Source organism: Arthrobacter sp. P1_A5, assembly GCF_056406825.1.
In genome coordinates this window covers 40,599-59,477 of the sequence record NZ_JBFTZL010000002.1, presented here as the reverse complement: position 1 = coordinate 59,477, position 18,879 = coordinate 40,599, and the positions used below count along the sequence as shown (strand labels likewise).

The window sequence follows — 18,879 nt, the reverse complement described above, 5'->3', positions numbered from 1 at the left end:
CGCCGCGCTGCCCAGACCCGGACGGCGCCGACGCGCCACAGCAACGCTCCGGGAGCGCCGTGYAGCTCTTCGGGGTACGGCTCCTCGTGCTCCTGACGTTGCTGGCCGGCGTCAACTACGTGGCCTGGCGCTGGCTGGCGTCACTGAACTGGGACGCGTGGTGGATCGCCGTGCCGCTGGTCGCCGCCGAGACCTACAGCCTGATCGACGTGCTGCTCTTCGGAATGACAGTCTGGCGGCTAAAGTCCCGCACACCGCCGGCACCGGCCCCCGCGGACGCCACGGTTGACGTTTTCATTACGACGTACAACGAGCCTCTGGAGCTGGTGATGACGACGGCGCTTGCCGCCCAAAAGATCCGGCACCCGCACAGCACCTGGATACTTGACGATGGTGACAGGCCCGCGCTCCGGCAACTGGCCGCGGCGAGCGGACTGGGGTACGTGACCCGAAGCGCGGAATGGAGCGGGATGCCCCGGCACGCGAAAGCGGGGAATCTGAACAACGCCCTGATGCAAACCGAGGGCGAGTTCCTGCTCATTCTCGACGCGGATCAGATCCCCGAACCGGACATTCTGGACAAGACCCTGGGCTACTTCAACAACCGCAAAGTCGCCCTCGTCCAGACGCCCCAATATTTCAGCAACGTCCCGGCCGACGATCCCCTGGGCAGCCAGGCGCCCTTGTTCTACGGCCCCATCCAGCAGGGCAAGGACGGCTGGAACGCTGCCTTTTTTTGCGGCTCCAACGCCATCCTCCGCAGGGAGGCCCTCATGCAGCTGGGACTGTCGGGGTACGTCAAGGAAACCGAGAAGAGTATCCGGCGCGCCCTCAGCGCATCCCGGGCGGCTATCCGCAAGGCACGCAAAGCGGCAACCGGCGAATCCTTGCTGATTCAGCACACCCTCGACGAGGTCGAAGCGGCAACCGAAGAGGCCCGCCGCCGGCTCGACGCCGGCGACTCACTCAGCGAAATCACGTACCGGGCACGACGCCGGGTGGACCAGGCCGTCCAGGCGCTGGTGCTGGCCGATGTGTCCGCACTTCAGGCCGACCTGAAGGAAATTGCCGCGATGGCGCCGGTGGAGGTCGGTGACGCCGGAGTGCCCGTGGTGACCGATGATGCAGTGCAGCGCATGGCGGCCCGGGACTGGTCTCCCCTTGGGGCAATCGAGTCCGTGCAGGCGGTGCTGGACGCGTTATCGGTGGAACGGACCGACGAGGCCCAGCCGGTCATGCCGCTGGCCACGATCTCCGTGACGGAGGACATGGCGACTTCCATGCGCATGCACGCCATGGGATGGCAAAGCGTCTACCACCACGAGGTCCTGGCCTACGGGCTGGCACCGGAAGACATCGGCACTATGCTGACCCAGCGCCTGCGCTGGGCCCAGGGCACCATCCAGGTGTTTCTGCGGGAGAACCCGCTCCTTCAGCGCGGGCTGAAGCTGGGCCAGCGGCTTATGTACTTCGCAACGATGTGGACCTACCTCAGCGGCTTCGCCGCCGTCGTCTACTTCGCCGCGCCGATCATTTACCTGCTCTTCGGGATCCTGCCCGTCACCAGCCTGAGCGCCGACTTCTTCCTGAGATTCATTCCGTTCATGGTGGTCAACCAGCTCCTCTTTGCCGTTGCCGGCAGAGGCATCCCCACCTGGCGCGGTCAGCAGTACAGCCTCGCCCTGTTCCCCACCTGGATCAAAGCATGTACGACGGCGGCCCGGAACGTCTGGTTCGGGCATCCCCTCGGCTTCGCCGTCACGCCGAAGGACCGCCAGTCTGGAGGTCCACGATGGAGCCTGATCCGCCCACAGATCGCCGTGTCGGTCGTACTGTTCATCGCGTCGGCTGTTGGGATTGGGCGGCTCGTTGCCGGAATGTCCGAGCCGATCGGCACACTCGTCAACGTATTCTGGGTGGTGTTTGACCTGATCGTCATGAGCATCCTGGTGCGGGCCGTCCTGTACCGCGGATACTCTGCCGGCGGTTCCGGCGATGACCCCGACACCAGCAACGAGACCTCCACCGAAAGGGCCCTCCGTGGACCTGAGCTTTGAAGTGAAAGACAGCTACGCCGAGATAACAGCCGCCGGCCGGCTCAACATGGTGTCGGCGCCGAAACTGCGGGAAATGGTGGCGGAAGTTGTCGCTTCGGGCTCGGCCCGGATCGTGATCAACCTCGAAGCGACAGCGTTCATGGACTCGTCCGGGCTTGGAGCGCTCATCGGGTGCCTCAAGGCCGCCCGGCAAGCCGGCGGCGACCTTCGGATCGCGGCCGTCCAGCCCCAGGTTCAAATGGTCCTGGGCCTTACGAGCATGGACAAAGTCCTGACGTCGTACCCCTCCGCGGCTGAAGCTTTCGGGGATGACTGACATTCTCGCCCGGCGGACGCTCCGCCAGACGGCACTTCCGGAAGCCATCGAGGCCGTGCATACCGAGCTCGACAAACTGTGGGATGACGCTTCCTTCGTTCCGGACCTGGACCGCATGACGTTCGCCACGGCCGTGATCGAAGCTGCCAGCAATGTGGTGCAGCACGCCGTTCCCGAATCCACGAAGCCCGTGGAACTCGGGGTCGACATCAGCGCTACGTCCGTCAGGCTGGAGGCCCGGGTCAGTGCCTTCAATGCCGTCTGCCCCGACCCCATTGACACTGACGCCGCCATGCCCGACGGCGAGGCTGAATCAGGGCGCGGGCTCGCCCTTATTCGCGCCCTGGTTACCACCGTGACATTCAAGCGCCAGGACGGGACGAACACCTGGATCCTGTCAAAGTCCCCGCTGCGCGACTGAGCGGAATCCTTGGACAATCCTCGGGATCTCCTGCTTCGTTTGACCCCGGAGCGGAACCGTCCTGACGGATACTGGATATTGTGGCTTCCGTAGGCAAGCCGCGTTCCGTCAGGATGCCCCGCTTGGCCGGGCCCGGCCAAGGAGCCACGATGAAGCCGCTGCTAAGCCTGGCCTGCGTTCTTGTCCTCATGGCGTTCAGCCTGTCCCTCGCGGCGGTACCCGCCCAGGCCGCCTCCCCGTCCCTTAGCCTCAGCCCGGCCAAGGGCCCGGCCGGAACCGCGGTCACCGTCACCGGCACCGGTTTTCCCAAGAAGGGCTCCGGAACTGTGAGCGCCGGGGCCAGTTTCGTCGCCTTCAAGGTCAGTGCCTCTGGAGGCTTCACCGCCGACGTCGTTATCCCGCAAACGTCCCAGCCGGTCCTTGACGTCCAAGCCGTATCCGGCACCGTCAAGGCGTCGACGGGCTTTACGGTCGTGGCGGCCGCGCCGGTGGCGGAACCTTTGCCCCCCGTCATCAGCAGCTCGCCGCTGCGCTTCGGCGTCGGCACCCCCGGCGGGCCGCTGGCCCAAGCGGAATTGGACGGGGCCGCGTCCCTCGCCGGGGAAGCGCCGTCGGTCATTCTGTCCTACAAGGACTTCAATCAAGGCCCGCCCATCACGGAGCTGGATGCTGTTCGCAGCCGAGGCGCCGTAGCCCTGCTGACCTGGGAGCCCTGGGCTTGGGGCGGCGGAACCGATCAGCCGGCCTATGCCCTGGACCGCATTACGGCCGGCAACTTCGACCCCTACTTGCGGCAGTGGGGCCAGGCGCTGGCAGCCTGGGGGCATCCAGTGATGGTGCGCTTCGGGCACGAAATGAACGGCAATTGGTACCCCTGGTCTGAGGGAGTCAACGGAAACGGACCCGGCGATTACGCTGCGGCGTGGCGGCACGTCCATGACGTCGTTGCTGCTACCGGCGCCTCCAACATCTCTTGGGTCTGGAATCCCAACGTTCCGTATTGGGGGTCAACCCCGCTCGACGGGCTGTATCCGGGCTCCGCTTACGTGGATGAAGTGGCCCTCGACGGTTACAACTGGGGTACATCAGCAGCCTGGAGCAGCTGGCTTTGGCCATCGGAGCTCTTCGGCCCGGGCCTGTCCGAACTGAGACGGCTTGCCCCAGGCAAACACGTGCTCGTGGCAGAGACTTCATCTGCCGAACAAGGCGGGTCCAAAGCCGACTGGAACACTGCCTTGATCAGCTATCTGACTGCCCAGCCCGATGTCACAGCAGTGGTCTGGTTCAACTTCAACAAGGAAACAGACTGGCGGATCGACAGCAGTCCCGGCTCCGCCACCGCTCTGGCGTCCGCCCTGGCAGCGCGCCGCAGATAGCCAAACACGCAGGGAAAAAGGGCCGCTTCCGCCGACGGAAACGGCCCCGACACTGCCGGAAAATGGCTACCCGATCAGCGCGAGCACCGCGCCGGCCGTGACAACCCCGCCCGCTTTGGTGCGGACGTCGGTGACGGTGCCGTCCCGGTGCGCGGAGACCTGGGTTTCCATCTTCATGGCCTCAAGGACCACCACCGGGTCCCCGGCCGAGACTTCGGCTCCCGGCTCGACGAGCCATTTCACGACTGTCCCTGCCATGTCCGCGCGCAGCTCCCCCGGGTCGCCGGCGGCGGCGGCACCGCCGTCGGACGCTACCGACACCCCGGCGGGCGCTGAACTGCCCGAGCGGGCCCAGGCGTCCAGCAGATCGGCCGGAAGGCCGACGGCGAGGCGCCTGCCGTCCACGTCGACAGTGATGGTGCGGCGTTCGCCGTCGGGCGCGGTGGTGCTGTAGTCGGGATCGGCAGGGATGCTGTCCGCGAAGTCGGTTTCGATCCAGCGGGTGTGGATCCCGAGGCCGTCCTCGGAGGTGAAGTCCGGGGATTCCAGCACGGCCCGGTGGAAGGGCAGCACGGTGGCGACGCCGGTGATCCGCATTTCGGCGAGGGCCCGGCGGGCACGGCGCAGGGCCTGCTGGCGGTCCGCGCCGGTGACGATCAGCTTCGCGAGCAGGGAATCGAACTGCGGCGCGACGAAGGACCCGGAGCGGACGCCGGTGTCGAGGCGGATGCCCGGGCCGGTGGGGCCGGCGAATTCGCCGATGGTGCCGGGCGAGGGCAGGAAGCCGCGGCCCACGTCCTCGGCGTTAAGCCGGAACTCGAAGGCGTGTCCGCGCGGTGCCGGGTCTTCGACCAGGCGCAGCGGCTCGCCCGCGGCGATCCGGAACTGTTCCTGGACGAGGTCGATCCCCGTGGTTTCCTCGGTGATGGGGTGCTCCACCTGGAGCCGGGTGTTGACCTCCAGGAAGGCCACGGTGCCGTCCGCCGCGACGAGGAATTCCACCGTGCCGGCGCCGGAGTAGCCCGCTTCCCGGCAGACGGCCTTGGCGGCGTCGTAGATCAGGGCGGTCTGCTCGTCGGTCAGGAACGGCGCGGGGGCCTCTTCCAGGAGCTTCTGGTGCCGGCGCTGCAGGGAGCAGTCGCGGGTTCCGACGACCACGACGTTGCCGTGCGCGTCCGCCAGGACCTGCGCCTCGACGTGGCGCGGACGGTCCAGGTAGCGCTCCACGAAGCACTCGCCCCGCCCGAAGGCGGCAACGGCTTCCCGGACGGCGGAGTCGAAGGCTTCCTCGACCTCGTCGATGACCCGGACCACCTTCATGCCGCGGCCGCCGCCGCCGAAGGCGGCCTTGATGGCGATCGGCAGGCCATGCTCTTCGGCGAAAGCGCGGGCCTCGGCCGCCGTGTCGACGGGACCGTCGCTGCCGGCCACCAGGGGTGCGCCGGCCCGGACGGCCGCGTCGCGGGCCGTGATCTTGTTGCCGAGCAGCCGGATCGCGTCCGGCGTCGGACCGATCCAGGTCAGCCCGGCGTCGAGGACGGCCTGGGCAAAGTCGGCGTTCTCGGAGAGGAAGCCGTAGCCGGGGTGGACGGCGTCCGCACCGGACTGGGCCGCCACGGCGAGGAGCTTGGGGATGTTCAGGTACGTGTCCGCGGGCGAGTTGCCGTCCAGGCTGAACGCCTCATCCGCGGCCGAGACGTGCAGGGCGTCGGCGTCGATGTCGGCGTAGACAGCGACGGACGCCAGCTGCGCGTCGTCGCAGGCCCGGGCTATGCGGACCGCGATTTCTCCACGGTTGGCGATCAGGACCTTGCGCATCAGTTACTCGCTTCTTCTGTGGTGGTGGCGTGTTCAGTAGTGCCGTGTTCGGTGGGGTGTTCGGTGGTGGCGGATTCGGCCCAGCGGAAGCGGATCCTGCCGCCGATCGGGACCTGGGCGGCGAGGTCCAGCTGGGAGTCGACCACCACGGCGATCACCGGGTAGCCGCCGGTGATCGGATGGTCGGCCAGGAAGAGCACGGGCAAGCCCTCCGGCGGGACCTGCAGGGCGCCGGCGACGGTGCCTTCGCTGGGCAGTTCGCCCTGGCGGCTGCGCTGCAGCGGCGTACCGTCCAGCCGCATTCCGACGCGGTTGGACTGCGGCAGCACGGCCCAGTCCTGGGCGGTGAAGGAGTCCAGTGCCGCCTGATCGAACCAGTCGGCGCGGGGGCCGGGGACGACGTCGAGGACGGTCACCCCGGCGCCCGGGTAGTCCGGCTGCAGTTCGGGATTTCCGACGACGCCCGTCTCGGCTTCTCCGCCGGCGCCCAGTTGCTGCCCGGCGGCCAGGGGCGCAGGACCGATCCCGGACATGGTGTCCGTGGAGCGGCTGCCCAGTACCGGGGCGGCATCCACCCCGCCGCGGACCGCGAGGTAGCTGCGGAAGCCGCTGTGCGGCGCACCGATGCTGAGCGTTTCGCCGTCGAGCAGCGCAAAGGGAGTCGCCACCGGCACGGTGCGCTTCCACGTATCGCCGGCATCGTCCGGAGCGGACGCGATACTCAATTCCGACGGCGCCCCGGCGACGGCGAGGACCTGGTCCCCCACGGCCTGGACCTTGAGTCCGCCCGCGACGGTCTCGATGCCGGCTGCGCCGGGGGCGTTGCCGACGAGGCGGTTGGCCCGGCGCAGCGAGGCCCGGTCCAGCGCGCCGGCGGCGGAGACGCCCAGCCCGGAGTGGCCGTCCCGGCCGAGGTCCTGGATCAGGCTCTGAAGGCCTGGTGAAACGATCCGGATCCCGGCCATGACATCCTGCCCGGCAACCGGTTCCGGCGCGGTGCCCTCGGCCGCAGGCGCCGCGGCCGGCTCGACAGCGGGCTCCGCTACTGGCTCGGCCGCGAGCGCGAGTGCATCCCGGACCGGACGGAACTGCACCCGGTGGCCGGGGGCGGCCAGGGCGGGCGGCTCCCGGTCCAGGTCCCACATCTTGGCGTTGGTGCGCCCGATCAGCTGCCAGCCGCCCGGGGAACGGCGCGGGTACACGGCCGAGTAGTTGCCGGCCAGCGCCACGGACCCCGCGGGAACTGCGGTGCGGGGCGAGCTGCGGCGCGGCACTTCCAGCTGCTGGTTCTCCCCGATCATGTACCCGAAGCCGGGGGCGAAGCCGGCGAAGGCCACGGTCCAGATCTGCCCGGAGTGGGCGGCGATCACGCCGTCGGTTCCCAGGCCGGTGAGCCGTCCGACTTCGGCGAGGTCCTCGCCGTCGTACACGGTGTCGATGACCACCAGCTCGCCGTCGCGCTGGACGGGTGCGGTGAGGTCGAGCTGCATCAGGCGGGCGGCGATGCGCCGGGCCGAGGCCGGGGACTCGGCCTTGACCAGGACGGTCTCGGCCGCGGCCAGGATGTCCTGCTGGCCCGGCAGCGGCTTCTCGAGGAGCAGTGCCTGCAGGGCGAGCACGTCCTGGGTGCCGGAGAGCTCAGCGAGGACCGCGCGCGTCCCCACGGCCCGCACGGAGCGGACCTTGTGAACTGCGGTTTCGCCTGCTGCGGCGGCTTGTACCTTCAGGGGTTCCCCTGCTGTCTCAATCACGAGTTGCCTCAATCATTGTGCCGGTGAACAGGATCCGCGCCGCTCAGGCGCGGGCATCTTGCAGGAGCCGCTCTTCTTCCTCGGGCTGCGGGTTGCGCCCAATGGCCAGTCCGATCACCGTCACGATCGAGGCGACCGCGAGGTAGCCGGCGATCAGGAACCAGTTGCCGCTGACGGCGAAGAGGGCGGTGAAGACCAGCGGTGCGACGGCGCCGCCGATCACGCCGGCCAGGGTGTAGGCCAGCGAGCTGCCGGCATAGCGCAACCGGGCCGGGAACTGTTCGGTGATGTAGGCAGCCTGCGGGCCGTACATGAAGGCGTGGAACGCCAGTCCGATCACAATGCCGACGGTCAGCATGAAGACCGACTTGCCCTGGATCATGAGGAAGAACAGCGGGATGTATGCGGCCGTTCCGACGGCGGCGACGCCGTAAACGAGGCGGCGGTTGACGCGGTCCGTGAGGGCGCCCGCCGCCGGGATCAGGACCAGCTGGAATGCGGAGCCGATCAGGATGGCGCTGAGGACGTTGCTGGTGGTCATGCCCAGCTCTTTGGTGGCATAGACGGCCATGAAGACCGTGAGCAGGGAGTACAGCACGTCCGGGCCGACACGGCACAGGGCGGCCGAAACGAGGGCGCGCGGTTCCTTGGTGAAGACATCCTTGATGGGGGCCTTGGCCTGTTCGCCGTGGGCCTTGATGGCCTTGAAGACGGGCGTTTCCTCGAGCTTCAGCCGGATCAGCAGGCCGAAGACCACCAGGATGGCCGAGGCGAGGAAGGCTACACGCCAGCCCCAGGAGAGGAAGTCTTCGTTGCTGAGCGTCGCGGCCAGCACGGCAAGGACGCCGTTGGCCATCAGGTTGCCGGCGGGCGGACCGATCTGCGCGGCGGAGGACCAGAAGCCGCGCTTGCGGGGGTCGCCGAATTCGCTCGAGAGCAGCACGGCTCCGCCCCATTCGCCGCCAACGCCGATTCCCTGCGCCAGGCGCAGGAGCACCAGGATGGTGGGAGCGGCCAGGCCGATGGCGGCGTAGCCGGGCAGCACGCCGATCAGCACGGTTGCGATGCCGATGAGCAGCAGGGTGGTCACGAGGACGTTCTTGCGGCCGATCTTGTCACCGAGCCGTCCGAAGATCACGCCACCGATGGGACGGGCGAGGTAGCCCACGGCAAAGGTCGAGAAGGACAGCAGCAGCCCGACGAATTCGTCGTTGCCCGGGAAGAAGACTTTGGGGAACACCAGGGCCGAGGCCACGGAGTAGATCGCGAAGTCGTAGTACTCCAGCGAGGTGCCGGTGAGGCTCGCGACGTAGGCCTTGAGGGCGCCGGGCGGGAGCTTCCTCTTGCCGGCGGCCGGGGTGGCCTGATGCGGTGCTGCAGTCATGGTTTCCTCCAGGTGTGCGGGGTGCTGCCTGTTGCTTGGGTTTAAGTGCGGGTGGTCCCGGCGGAACCGGGGTGTGAAGCGGTGAAGCTGCGGCCTAGACGAAGGCGGCGATGGTGATGTCCGCGGCGTTGAGCGCTTCGCGGACGGCAGCGGCCATGGCGACGGCCCCCGGGGAGTCACCGTGCACGCAGATGCTTTCGGCGCGGATTTTCAGGATGGAGCCGTCGATGGTGCGGATGGCGGAATCGGTGGCCATCCGGAGGACATGCTCAGTGACGAGAGCGGGGTCCTCCAGCACGGCTCCGGGGAGCGTGCGGGACACGAGGGTGCCGTCCGGGTTGTAGGCCCGGTCCGCGAAGGCTTCGGTCACCGCGCGGAGGCCGGCGGCCTCGGCCAGGCGCAGCACTTCCGAGCCCGGCAGGCCCAGGATGGGCAGGTTCGGGTCAACGGATTTCACGGCGTCGACGACGGCCTTCGCTTGGGCGGTGTGCGAGACGATCGCGTTGTAGAGGCCGCCGTGCGGCTTGACGTACTTAACCGTGCCGCCCTCGACGGCGGCCAGCGCCTGCAGGGCACCGATCTGGTAGACGACGTCGTCGGCCAGTTCGATCGGGTCGATGTCCAGGAAGCGGCGGCCGAAGCCGGCGAGATCGCGGTAGCCGACGTGGGCGCCGATCACGACGCCGGCGCCAATCGCCTCGCGGCAGGTCCGGCGGATGACGCTCGGGTCGCCCGCATGGAATCCGCACGCCACGTTGGCGCTGGAGACCGAGCGGAACATCGCCGAGTCGTCGCCCAGGGTCCAGCGGCCGAAGGACTCGCCAACGTCGCTGTTCAGGTCAATGGTTGCCATTTGTGATCCTCGTCTCATGATAGCCCCCTACTAGGATGCATCAATTTCACGGATTGTTCAACAATCCGACGATTCAACATTGGGACAATCGTGTAGATTCGGCACTATGACCACTCCCGATGCAGCTGCCGTCTCCGCCCTCGGCGCAGCTGCGGCGCGGCTGCGCGTGGCCGTCCCGTCCGTGGCGGACCGGGTGGCGGCCGAGCTGCGCCTGCAACTGGCGGAGGGCCTGCTCCTGCCGGGAGCCCGGCTCACGGAGTCGACCATCGCCGAAGACCTGGGCGTCTCCCGCAACACGGTCCGCGAGGCCTTCGCCGAACTGGCGGCCGAGCGCCTGGTGGTCCGGCACCCCAACCGCGGCGTCTTCGTGGCCAGACTCGAGGCCGGCGACATCCACGACGTCTACACCGTGCGCCGCGCCATTGAAGTCAGTGCGATCCGCGGCGGCGGGAGCCCGGAGCGCGTGGCCGCGGTCCGCGCTGCCGTTGAAGAGGGCAAGGCCGCCGCCGCCGCCAATGACGAGGAGGCCCTGGGCAGCGCCAACCAGCATTTCCATGGCGCGATCGTGGCCCTGGCAGGCAGCCGGCGGCTGGACACGATCATGTCCCAGGTGCTGGCCGAGATGCGGCTGTTCTTCCACAAGGCCACCGTGGACGCGCACTTCTACCGGGGCTACCTGCCGGACAACGAGGAAATCTGCACCGCCCTGGAAGCCGGAGACCTGGACCAAGCCGGCGCGCTGCTGCTGGCCTATTTGAACCGGTCCGAGGAGCGCCAGGCCGCCGTCCACGGCGAGTGAACGATTCCATGGAATCGATTCCATGATTTGGTTTGAGCGCGAGAGGCGGCAGCAGTGACGGGACCATCCATCACCATCAAGGACGTGGCGGCACTGGCAGGCGCCTCCCCCGCCACGGCGTCCAGGGTGCTCTCCGGAAACCCGGCAACCTCCGCCGAGTCCCGCCAGAGGGTGGCCGCCGCCGTCACCCAGCTGGACTTCCACCCCAACGCCCAGGCGCGCGCGCTCCGTTCCACCGGGACCAACGTCATCGTGACGGAAGCGCCCCTCAATTCCGCCCCTGTCCGGGCCGGCGCCGCGGTGACGTTCACCGGCGCCGTCGGCGACGACGCCCATGGCCGGCGGATTCTTGAGGTCCTCGCCGAGGCTGGCATCGATGCCGGCCACGTTCGGGTCAGCGGCACCGCCGCCACCGGAACGGCGGTCATCGCGGTCGATGACCAGGGCGAAAACCAGATCATCGTGAGTCCGGGTGCAAACGCCGGGCTTACCGCCGCCGACGTCGAAGCGGGACTCGCCGCCGTCCAGGCCGGCGACGTCCTGGTCCTGCAGCTGGAAATCCCGACCGCGCTGGTCCGGCAGGCCGCTCGGACCGCGAAGAATCGCGGGGCATTCGTCATCCTCAACGCCGCCCCGGCCCCCCGGCAGATCGAGGCGCTGCTCGAGGACGTCGACCTCCTGGTGGTGAACGAACAGGAAATCCAGGTTCTCGCCGGCCTCACCGGCCTGGCCGGAATCCAAGGAAACCACCGGACCTGGTCACGTCGCTCCCGCCCTTCCTGAGGCCGGCCATCGTGTGCACCGCCGGCGCGGAAGGATCCTTCACCGTCGTTGACGGCAGTCCCGTGCATGTGCCGGCGACGAAAGTGGACGCCAGGGACACCACTGGAGCCGGCGACACGTTCGTGGGCTACCTCGCCGCATCACTCGCCGGCAGCGACCGCGAGCTGCCTGCGGCAATGCTCCACGCCACCCATGCCTCCGCTGTCGCCGTGACGCGCCCCGGCGCCATGGAATCGATTCCATGGCGCGATGAAGTACCGGCATAGCCAAACCCGCAACACCCCGCCTGAACGTCCCGCACTCAGTCCCGCACGAAGGAGACCCATGAAAATCGCACTCGGCAACGACCACGCCGGCTGAACACCCGCGAAACCTGGGGGGCCAAGGAGAAGGCTGAAGTCGACGCCATCATCGCCGGCGAACCGGGCGCCGCCGCGGAGGACCAGACGGCGCAATCGGCGGCCCGGTAGCGGCCCAGCAAAGACCCGCAATAAACGCCCGACCGGGGCCGGCCTCTTGGGGGCCGGCCCCGGTCGCAGCAGTCTGGAGTATCCCGTGCTACTTTCCGGCCGCTACCGGGACCGGATGCTCTGCCGCCGGCTTCCCGGTGTCAACATCAGCCGCGGGCGGGGTTTTCAGCTTGAGACGCTCGATGATCGAGATCCCACCGCCCTTGCCGCTGCGGTTCTTGTTGAAGATGTCGAAGCCGACGGCGAGGAGCAGCACCAGGCCCTTGATGAGCTGCTGGTAGTCGGTGCCGAGGCCCAGGATCGACATGCCGTTGTTGAGGACACCCATGATGAGACCGCCGATCATGGCCCCTGCCACGGTTCCGATGCCGCCTGTGACTGCGGCGCCGCCGATGAACGCCGCCGCGATGGCGTCCAGTTCGAAGCCCGTGCCGCCGGCCGGCTGGGCGGAGTTCAGCCGGGCCGTGAACACGAGGCCGGCCAGTGCGGCAAGGACGCCCATGTTCACGAACAGCCGGAAGGTGACCACCTTGGTTTTGATGCCGGACAGCTCAGCCGCGTGCAGGTTGCCGCCGAGTGCGTAGGTGTGCCGGCCGAAGACGCTGTTGTTCATCAGGGCCGTGTAGACGATCACCAGGACCGCCAGCACGATCAGGACGATTGGGGTGCCCCGGTAGCTGGCGAGCAGGAAGGTGATGGTCAGCATGAGCAGGGCAATGAACGCGGTCTTGGTGGCGAACCAGGCCACCGGTTCGTTCTCGAGTTCGAACTTCTTGCGGATCCGGCGTTCCTTGACCGCCTGGATCACCAGCGCCAGGGTGGCGCCGACGCCAAGGATGACCGTCAGCCACTCCAGCACCGACGTGCCGCCGGAAATGTCCGGCAGGAAGCCGCCGCCCAGCGCCCGCAGTTCGCCGGGGAACGGCGTGATCTGCTGGTTTTTGAGAACGATCAGTGTCAGGCCGCGGAAAATCAGCATCCCGGCGAGGGTGACGATGAAGGCGGGAATGCCGACGTACGCGATCCAGTAGCCCTGCCAGGCACCCACCAGCGCGCCGATCAGCAGGCAGGCCGGAATAGCAAGCCACCACTCCCAGCCCCAGTGCACGATCATGACACCGGCACAGGCGCCGATGAAGCCGGCGACCGAACCGACGGACAGGTCGATGTGGCCGGCGATGATCACCATCACCATGCCGATGGCCAGGATCAGGATATAGCTGTTCTGGACCACCAGGTTGGTGACGTTCTGCGGCTCCAGCAGGATCCCGTCCGTCAGGATCTGGAACAGCAGGACGATCAGGATCAGGGCGACAAAGATGCCAACCTGGCGGAGGCGGCTTGTCAGGAAGCCCAGGGATTCTCGGAGGGCGGACATGTTCGCTATTCCTTCTCTTTGGTCATGTAGTGCATGAGGGTTTCCTGTGATGCTTCGGCGATCGGGACCTCGCCGGTGATGTGCCCGGCAGAGAGGGTGTAGATCCTGTCGCAGATGCCCAGCAGTTCGGGAAGTTCGGAGGAGATCACAATGACCGCCTTTCCTTCCGCGGCCAGCTTCGCGATGATCGTGTAGATCTCAAACTTCGCGCCGACGTCGATGCCGCGGGTGGGTTCGTCGAGGATCAGCACGTCCGGATCGGAGTACATCCACTTGCTCAGCACCACTTTCTGCTGGTTGCCGCCGGACAACTTGCCCGTGACGGCGGCAACCGAGGGGGCCTTGATATTCATGCTCTTCCGGTAGTCGTTGGCCACCACGGTTTCCTGGTTCTTGTCCACCCAGCCGCCCTTGACCAGCTTGCGCAGCGCCGCCATGGATACGTTCCGCTTGATGTCCTCGATGAGGTTCAAACCGTAGAGCTTGCGGTCCTCAGTGGCGTAGGCGATGCCGTGCCTGATGGCGTCGGAGACGGTGGAAGTGTTGATTTCCGTGCCGTGTTTGAACACCTTCCCCGAGGTGGCGGTGCCGTAGCTCCGTCCAAAGACGCTCATGGCCAGCTCCGTCCTGCCGGCACCCATCAGTCCTGCCAGCCCCACCACTTCCCCCTTGCGCACGTTGAGGCTGGCGTTGTTGACCACCACCCGGCTGTAGTCCTGCGGGTGCCGGACGGACCAGTCCTCGATCCGCAGGACTTCCTCGCCAATCTGTGGTTGCCGGTCCGGATACAGGCTTTCCAGGTCCCGGCCCACCATTCCGCGGATAATGCGTTCCTGAGTGATCTCGCCGTCGCCCAGGCGGAGGGTCTCGATCGTCTTGCCGTCGCGGATGATGGTGACGGCGTCCGCAACCTTGCGGATTTCGTTGAGCTTGTGGCTGATGATGATGCTGGTGACACCCTGGCCCTTCAGGTGCAGGATCAAGTCCAGCAGGTGGCTCGAGTCCTCGTCGTTGAGGGCCGCCGTCGGTTCATCGAGGATAAGGAGCTTGACCTCCTTCGAGAGTGCCTTGGCGATTTCCACGAGCTGCTGCTTGCCCACGCTGATGTGCTGGACGGGGGTGACCGGGTTTTCGCTCAGGCCCACCCGGGCCAGGAGTTTCGCGGCCTCCAGGTTGGTCTTGCGCCAGTTCACCCAGCCGCGGTTGGCCTGTTCATTGCCGAGGTAGATGTTCTCGGCGATGGACAGGTAAGGGCTCAGTGCCAGCTCCTGGTGGATGATCACGATTCCGCGCTTCTCGCTGTCGCTGATGCTGGAGAAGTTGCAGGGTTCGTTTTCGAAGAGGATGTCGCCGTCGAAGGAGCTGTGCGGGTAGACGCCGGACAGGACCTTCATCAGGGTGGATTTCCCTGCGCCGTTTTCACCGCAGATGGCGTGGACTTCGCCGCGGTTCACCTGCAGAGTGACGTCCTGGAGGGCCTTCACGCCCGGGAAGGTCTTGGTGATTCCTCGCATTTGAAGAATGGGTGTGTTCATCGCCAATTCTCACTGACTGGTAGTACCTGAGACGTCCTGCGGCTGCAGGAGTCTGCGGGAAAGGGTGGCGGCCCGGACTCGACGGCGGCCCGCCACCCTTCGACGTGGCTACTTGACGTCGGCCGCCGTGTAGTAACCGGAGTCGATGAGTTCCTTCTTGTAGTTCTCATTCGTGATGATGACGGACTTGAGCAGGTACGCAGGGACGACCTTGACCTTGTTGTTGTAGGTCTTGGTGTCGTTGACCTCGGGTTCCTGACCCTTCAGGAGGCCGTCGACCATCTTCACAGCCTGGGCTCCCAGCTGGCGGGTGTCCTTGAAGATCGTGGAGTACTGCTCGCCGGCGGTGATGGACTTCACCGAACCCTTTTCGGCATCCTGGCCGGTGACGATCGGCAGGCTTCCCTTGGCGTAGCCGCCGGTGCTCGTCAGGGCCGAAATGATGCCGATGGAGAGGCCGTCATACGGGGAGAGGACGCCATTGAGCTTGGTGCCGGAACTGTAGGCGGCCGTGAGGATGTCCTCCATGCGCTTCTGGGCCACGGGGGCCTGCCAGCGCAGGATCGCAGCCTGCTCAAACTTGGTCTGGCCGCTGGGCACCTTCAGGGTTCCGGCGTCCAGGTACGGTTTGAGGGTGTCCATGGCGCCGGTCCAGAAGAAGTTGGCGTTGTTGTCATCCGGGCTGCCGGCGAAGAGCTCCACATTGAACGGGCCCTTGCCTTCGACCTTTTTGCCGCTGGCGTCAACAAGGCCCAGGCCGGTCAGCAACGACGTGGCCTGCTGGACGCCCACCGTGTAGTTGTCGAAGGTGGTGTAGAAGTCGACGTTCGGCGTGCCGTTGATGAGCCGGTCGTACGCGATAACCTTGACGTTCTGCTCCTTCGCCTTGGCGAGGACATCGGTCAGCGTGGTGCCGTCGATGGCCGCGACGATGAGGGCTTTGGCACCCTTGGTGAGCATGTTCTCGATCTGGGACACCTGGGTGGGGATGTCATCATTGGCGTACTGCAGGTCGGCTTTGTAGCCGAGCTTCGTCAAGGATTCCGAGACGTTCTTGCCGTCGGCGATCCACCGCTCCGAGGTCTGCGTCGGCATCGAGATACCGACGAGGGAACCGGCGGCGTCGGCGCTGGCGGCCGGTGCGGCCGTGCCGGGCCTGCTGCCGCAGCCTGTGGCCCCTACGGTCACAGCGAGGACAACCGCGACGGCGCCCAGGAGTTTCCTGATCTTCACAATTTTCTCCTTCCGCGGACCCATAGTCCGCGAAGTTGCTCCTGATCGCAGTCCTGCACGTCATCGTGCCCCTGCGGGGCGGTAACAGCGGGAGGATTGCGGAGGTCTGAATGGAACGGGGGTTCAGCCACCAAGGGAACTGCGGCTGATTGTTATCGCTAACAATATGGTCAAAGATAGCTTCTTGAAACATGTGAGTCAACGCACATTCGGCGCCAATCTCCTTCGGACCGCCGCCGGACCCTCACACGGCGAAGATGCGCCAGGCCGCGCGGTGCGAGGCTCCGGGTCCGAGCCGCACGAGGTCCGTGCCGGTGTTGAAGGCATCCGGCGGACAGGTCATGGGTTCCACGGCGAGTCCGAGCCGGCCGGGCAGCGGCGGTTCAGCATCCCCGGTGTAGAGCTGCAGCCAGGCGCAGCTGCGGTCCCAGGCCATGCCGACGCCGGTCCCGCCCGGGTCCCGGACCACGACGTGTGCCTGCCCGTCACCGTCGAACACCATGTCGGTGAAGGCATGGTCGATCTTGGTAGAACCGATGACGCGGGCCGCGCGGAAGTCATATCCGTGTCCTTCAACGGACCGGGTGGCGATCGGCAGCAGCCGGTCCGGCGTGACCTCGAGGAACGTCCGTGCCGGCACCTCCAGGCTCCATTGGTCCAGCGGCGCCGGCCCGGCCAGCAGATACGGGTGGGGACAGACCCCGTAGGGTGCGGACCGCTGCCCCACATTGGCTGCTGTGACGTCAGTGTGCAGGCCCCCGCTGGCCAGCCGGTAGCTGGCGGTGATCGACAAGGCGAAGGGGTAGCCCGGCACCGGCCCGATGGCGCAGGAGAACTCCACGGCGGAATCCGTCCGGGACTCCAGCCTCCACTCCAGCCCCGGGGTGAAGCCGTGCAGGGCGCATTGCCGGTCGGGTTCGTTGACCGGGAGCTCGTAGTCCGCACCGCCAAAGGTGTACGTCCCGTCGGGAATCCGGTTCGGCCAGGGTGCCACGATGACGCCGCGGAAGTCCGGGTTGGGCCCGCCGGCCGGGAACGGGACGATCAGGTCCCGCCCGCGGAACTGCAGCGTCCGCACCGCTGCACCGCGGGCGGCGACGACGGCGGTGTACTCCCCGTGCCGGAGCCCGTATTCGTCCCCGGTCACAGACCGCCGGCAAGCTTGTAGTAGGCGGCGTTCCAGGCGAGTTCCTTCTTGAAGCCCCTGATGGTGGTGCCGTCGTCAATGGTCAACAGTTCGGTTTGGGCGATCTCGGCGAAGTCCTCGAAGACGTCCATGCCGACGGCGGTGGAAAGCACAGTGTGGTGGGCGGCTCCGGCGGTCAGCCAGGCAGCAGCGGAGGTGGCGAAGTCCGGCTTGGGCGACCAGAGGGCACGGGCCACCGGCAGGTTGGGCAGCGGCTGTTCAAGGTCCACGACGTCGACGGCGTTGGCCACGAGGCGGAAGCGGTCGCGCATGTCGGACAGCGCCACCACGACGCCGGGGCCGGCATCGGTGTCGAAGACCATGCGGACGGGATCTTCCTTGCCGCCGATGCCCAGCGGGTGGATTTCCACGCGCGGCTTGGCGGCGGTCAGGGACGGGCAGACCTCCAGCATGTGCGCGCCCAGGATTTTCTCCTGGCCCGGGACGAGGTGGTAGGTGTAGTCCTCCATGAGCGAGGCGCCGCCGGGGAGCCCGGCGCCCATGACTTTGGCTGCCCGGACCAGGATGGCAGTCTTCCAGTCACCCTCGGCGCCGAATCCGTAACCGTCGGCCATGAGGCGCTGGACGGCCATGCCCGGCAGCTGGCGCAGTGCGCCGAGGTCTTCGAAGGACGTGGTGAAGGCGGCCGAGCCGTTGGCCTCCAGGAAGCTGCGGAGCCCCAGCTCGATCCGGGCGCTGTAGCGCAGCGACTCGTGGCGCGGGCCGCCGGCGCGGAGTTCGGGGGCCACGTCGTAAAGTCGCTCGTATTCGGCGACGAGGGAGTCGACGTCGGACTCTGCCGCGACGTGCACGGCGTCGGCGAGTTCATTGACGGACCAAGAGTTGACCGAGACGCCGAAGCGCAACTCGGCCTCGGTCTTGTCCCCTTCGGTGACGGCGACATTGCGCATGTTGTCGCCGAAACGGGTCAGCTTGAGGGTCCGGACGGCCGCCCAACCCGCCGAGGCGCGCTGCCAGGATCCGACCTGGCGGGACACCTCGGGGTTGGACACGTGGCCGACGACGGTTTTGCGCGGGATGCCGAGGCGGGACTGGATGTAGCCGAACTCGCGGTCGCCATGCGCGGCCTGGTTCAGGTTCATGAAGTCGAAGTCGATGTCCGCCCACGGCAGTTCGACGTTGGCCTGGGTGTGCAAGTGCAGGAGCGGCTTCCGGAGCAGGTCCAGGCCCTGGATCCACATCTTGGCCGGGGAGAAGGTGTGCATCCACGCGGTCACGCCGATCACGGCGTCGTCCGAGTTGGCATCCAGGGCGGTGCGGCGGATGGCGTCCGAGTCCGTGAGCACGGGCTTCCAGACGATTTTCACCGGGACGTCGGCGGAGGCGTTCAGCGCGTCAGCGATGTCTTGGGACTGGGCGGCGACCTGCTTGAGGACGTCCTCGCCATAGAGGTGCTGGCTGCCGGTAAGGAACCAGACCTCGTACTGCTCAAGGGACGTGTTGTTGGCGTTGGACATGTTTTCTCCTGCGGATGGTTTGGGGGCGACGCGGCTTCGGG

General features: G+C 67.1%; 16 protein-coding genes. 7 read left to right on the top strand and 9 right to left on the bottom strand.

What is annotated here, in order from left to right; all coding sequences use genetic code 11:
* The first annotated feature begins 59 nt into the window (after positions 1-59).
* From AC1D1S_RS01170 to AC1D1S_RS01155, 4 genes are all read left to right on the top strand, one after another.
* Positions 60-2,057 carry a glycosyltransferase family 2 protein gene (locus AC1D1S_RS01170; RefSeq protein WP_476993564.1) on the top strand — a complete coding sequence of 666 codons (1,998 nt, stop codon included), beginning with the start codon at positions 60-62 and terminating at the stop codon, positions 2,055-2,057.
* Positions 2,041-2,373 (top strand): STAS domain-containing protein, encoded by a 333-nt coding sequence (locus AC1D1S_RS01165; protein ID WP_476993536.1) that lies wholly within the window; start codon positions 2,041-2,043, stop codon positions 2,371-2,373. Before AC1D1S_RS01170 ends, AC1D1S_RS01165 begins: the two co-directional genes overlap by 17 nt.
* Entirely contained in the window at positions 2,366-2,794 is a 429-nt protein-coding gene (locus AC1D1S_RS01160) for an ATP-binding protein (RefSeq protein WP_243178209.1), read from the top strand. The genes AC1D1S_RS01165 and AC1D1S_RS01160 overlap by 8 nt, the downstream gene beginning before the upstream one ends.
* A gap of 149 nt (positions 2,795-2,943) precedes the next feature.
* A complete protein-coding gene (locus AC1D1S_RS01155) occupies positions 2,944-4,170 on the top strand; it encodes a glycosyl hydrolase (protein WP_476993535.1) in 1,227 nt (408 codons plus the stop codon).
* Positions 4,171-4,236: 66 nt separating this feature from the next.
* Here the strand turns inward: AC1D1S_RS01155 and AC1D1S_RS01150 are convergent, their stop codons facing one another.
* The 4 genes from AC1D1S_RS01150 to AC1D1S_RS01135 form a co-directional block, all read right to left on the bottom strand.
* Positions 4,237-5,988: an acetyl/propionyl/methylcrotonyl-CoA carboxylase subunit alpha gene (locus AC1D1S_RS01150; protein ID WP_476993534.1), complete on the bottom strand. Its 1,752-nt coding sequence runs from the start codon at positions 5,986-5,988 to the stop codon at positions 4,237-4,239.
* Positions 5,988-7,736 (bottom strand): 5-oxoprolinase subunit B/C family protein, encoded by a 1,749-nt coding sequence (locus tag AC1D1S_RS01145; RefSeq protein WP_476946334.1) that lies wholly within the window; start codon positions 7,734-7,736, stop codon positions 5,988-5,990. The genes AC1D1S_RS01150 and AC1D1S_RS01145 overlap by 1 nt, the downstream gene beginning before the upstream one ends.
* A 46-nt stretch (positions 7,737-7,782) precedes the next feature.
* Positions 7,783-9,123 carry an MFS transporter gene (locus AC1D1S_RS01140; protein ID WP_243178206.1) on the bottom strand — a complete coding sequence of 447 codons (1,341 nt, stop codon included), beginning with the start codon at positions 9,121-9,123 and terminating at the stop codon, positions 7,783-7,785.
* A 94-nt stretch (positions 9,124-9,217) separates the two neighbouring features.
* Positions 9,218-9,976, bottom strand: a complete 759-nt coding sequence (locus AC1D1S_RS01135) for a LamB/YcsF family protein (RefSeq protein ID WP_476942756.1) — start codon at positions 9,974-9,976, stop codon at positions 9,218-9,220.
* Positions 9,977-10,082: 106 nt separating this feature from the next.
* On the opposite strand from AC1D1S_RS01135, the gene AC1D1S_RS01130 reads away from it, so the two are divergent.
* From AC1D1S_RS01130 to AC1D1S_RS01120, 3 genes are read left to right on the top strand one after another with little or no spacing between them, the layout of a single operon-like run.
* Positions 10,083-10,775, top strand: coding sequence for a GntR family transcriptional regulator (locus AC1D1S_RS01130; RefSeq protein ID WP_476946246.1), 693 nt, complete (start codon positions 10,083-10,085; stop codon positions 10,773-10,775).
* A gap of 54 nt (positions 10,776-10,829) precedes the next feature.
* Complete coding sequence (locus AC1D1S_RS01125) at positions 10,830-11,558, top strand: PfkB family carbohydrate kinase (RefSeq protein WP_476993533.1); 729 nt, start codon at positions 10,830-10,832, stop codon at positions 11,556-11,558.
* Between the two features lie 11 nt (positions 11,559-11,569).
* Positions 11,570-11,824 carry a PfkB family carbohydrate kinase gene (locus AC1D1S_RS01120; protein ID WP_476993532.1) on the top strand — a complete coding sequence of 85 codons (255 nt, stop codon included), beginning with the start codon at positions 11,570-11,572 and terminating at the stop codon, positions 11,822-11,824.
* A 292-nt stretch (positions 11,825-12,116) separates the two neighbouring features.
* On the opposite strand, the gene mmsB is transcribed toward AC1D1S_RS01120, so the two are convergent.
* From mmsB to araA, 5 genes are all read right to left on the bottom strand, one after another.
* Positions 12,117-13,406: a multiple monosaccharide ABC transporter permease gene (gene mmsB / locus AC1D1S_RS01115; protein ID WP_243178201.1), complete on the bottom strand. Its 1,290-nt coding sequence runs from the start codon at positions 13,404-13,406 to the stop codon at positions 12,117-12,119.
* Between the two features lie 5 nt (positions 13,407-13,411).
* Positions 13,412-14,941: a multiple monosaccharide ABC transporter ATP-binding protein gene (gene mmsA / locus AC1D1S_RS01110; RefSeq protein ID WP_459383514.1), complete on the bottom strand. Its 1,530-nt coding sequence runs from the start codon at positions 14,939-14,941 to the stop codon at positions 13,412-13,414.
* 108 nt (positions 14,942-15,049) lie between these two features.
* Complete coding sequence (gene chvE, locus AC1D1S_RS01105; protein WP_368859392.1) at positions 15,050-16,174, bottom strand: multiple monosaccharide ABC transporter substrate-binding protein; 1,125 nt, start codon at positions 16,172-16,174, stop codon at positions 15,050-15,052.
* 244 nt (positions 16,175-16,418) lie between these two features.
* Positions 16,419-17,321: an aldose 1-epimerase family protein gene (locus AC1D1S_RS01100; RefSeq protein ID WP_476993531.1), complete on the bottom strand. Its 903-nt coding sequence runs from the start codon at positions 17,319-17,321 to the stop codon at positions 16,419-16,421.
* On the bottom strand, positions 17,318-18,838 hold the full coding sequence (araA, locus tag AC1D1S_RS01095) for an L-arabinose isomerase (RefSeq protein WP_476993530.1): 1,521 nt from the start codon (positions 18,836-18,838) through the stop codon (positions 17,318-17,320). Before araA ends, AC1D1S_RS01100 begins: the two co-directional genes overlap by 4 nt.
* Positions 18,839-18,879 lie beyond the last annotated feature (41 nt).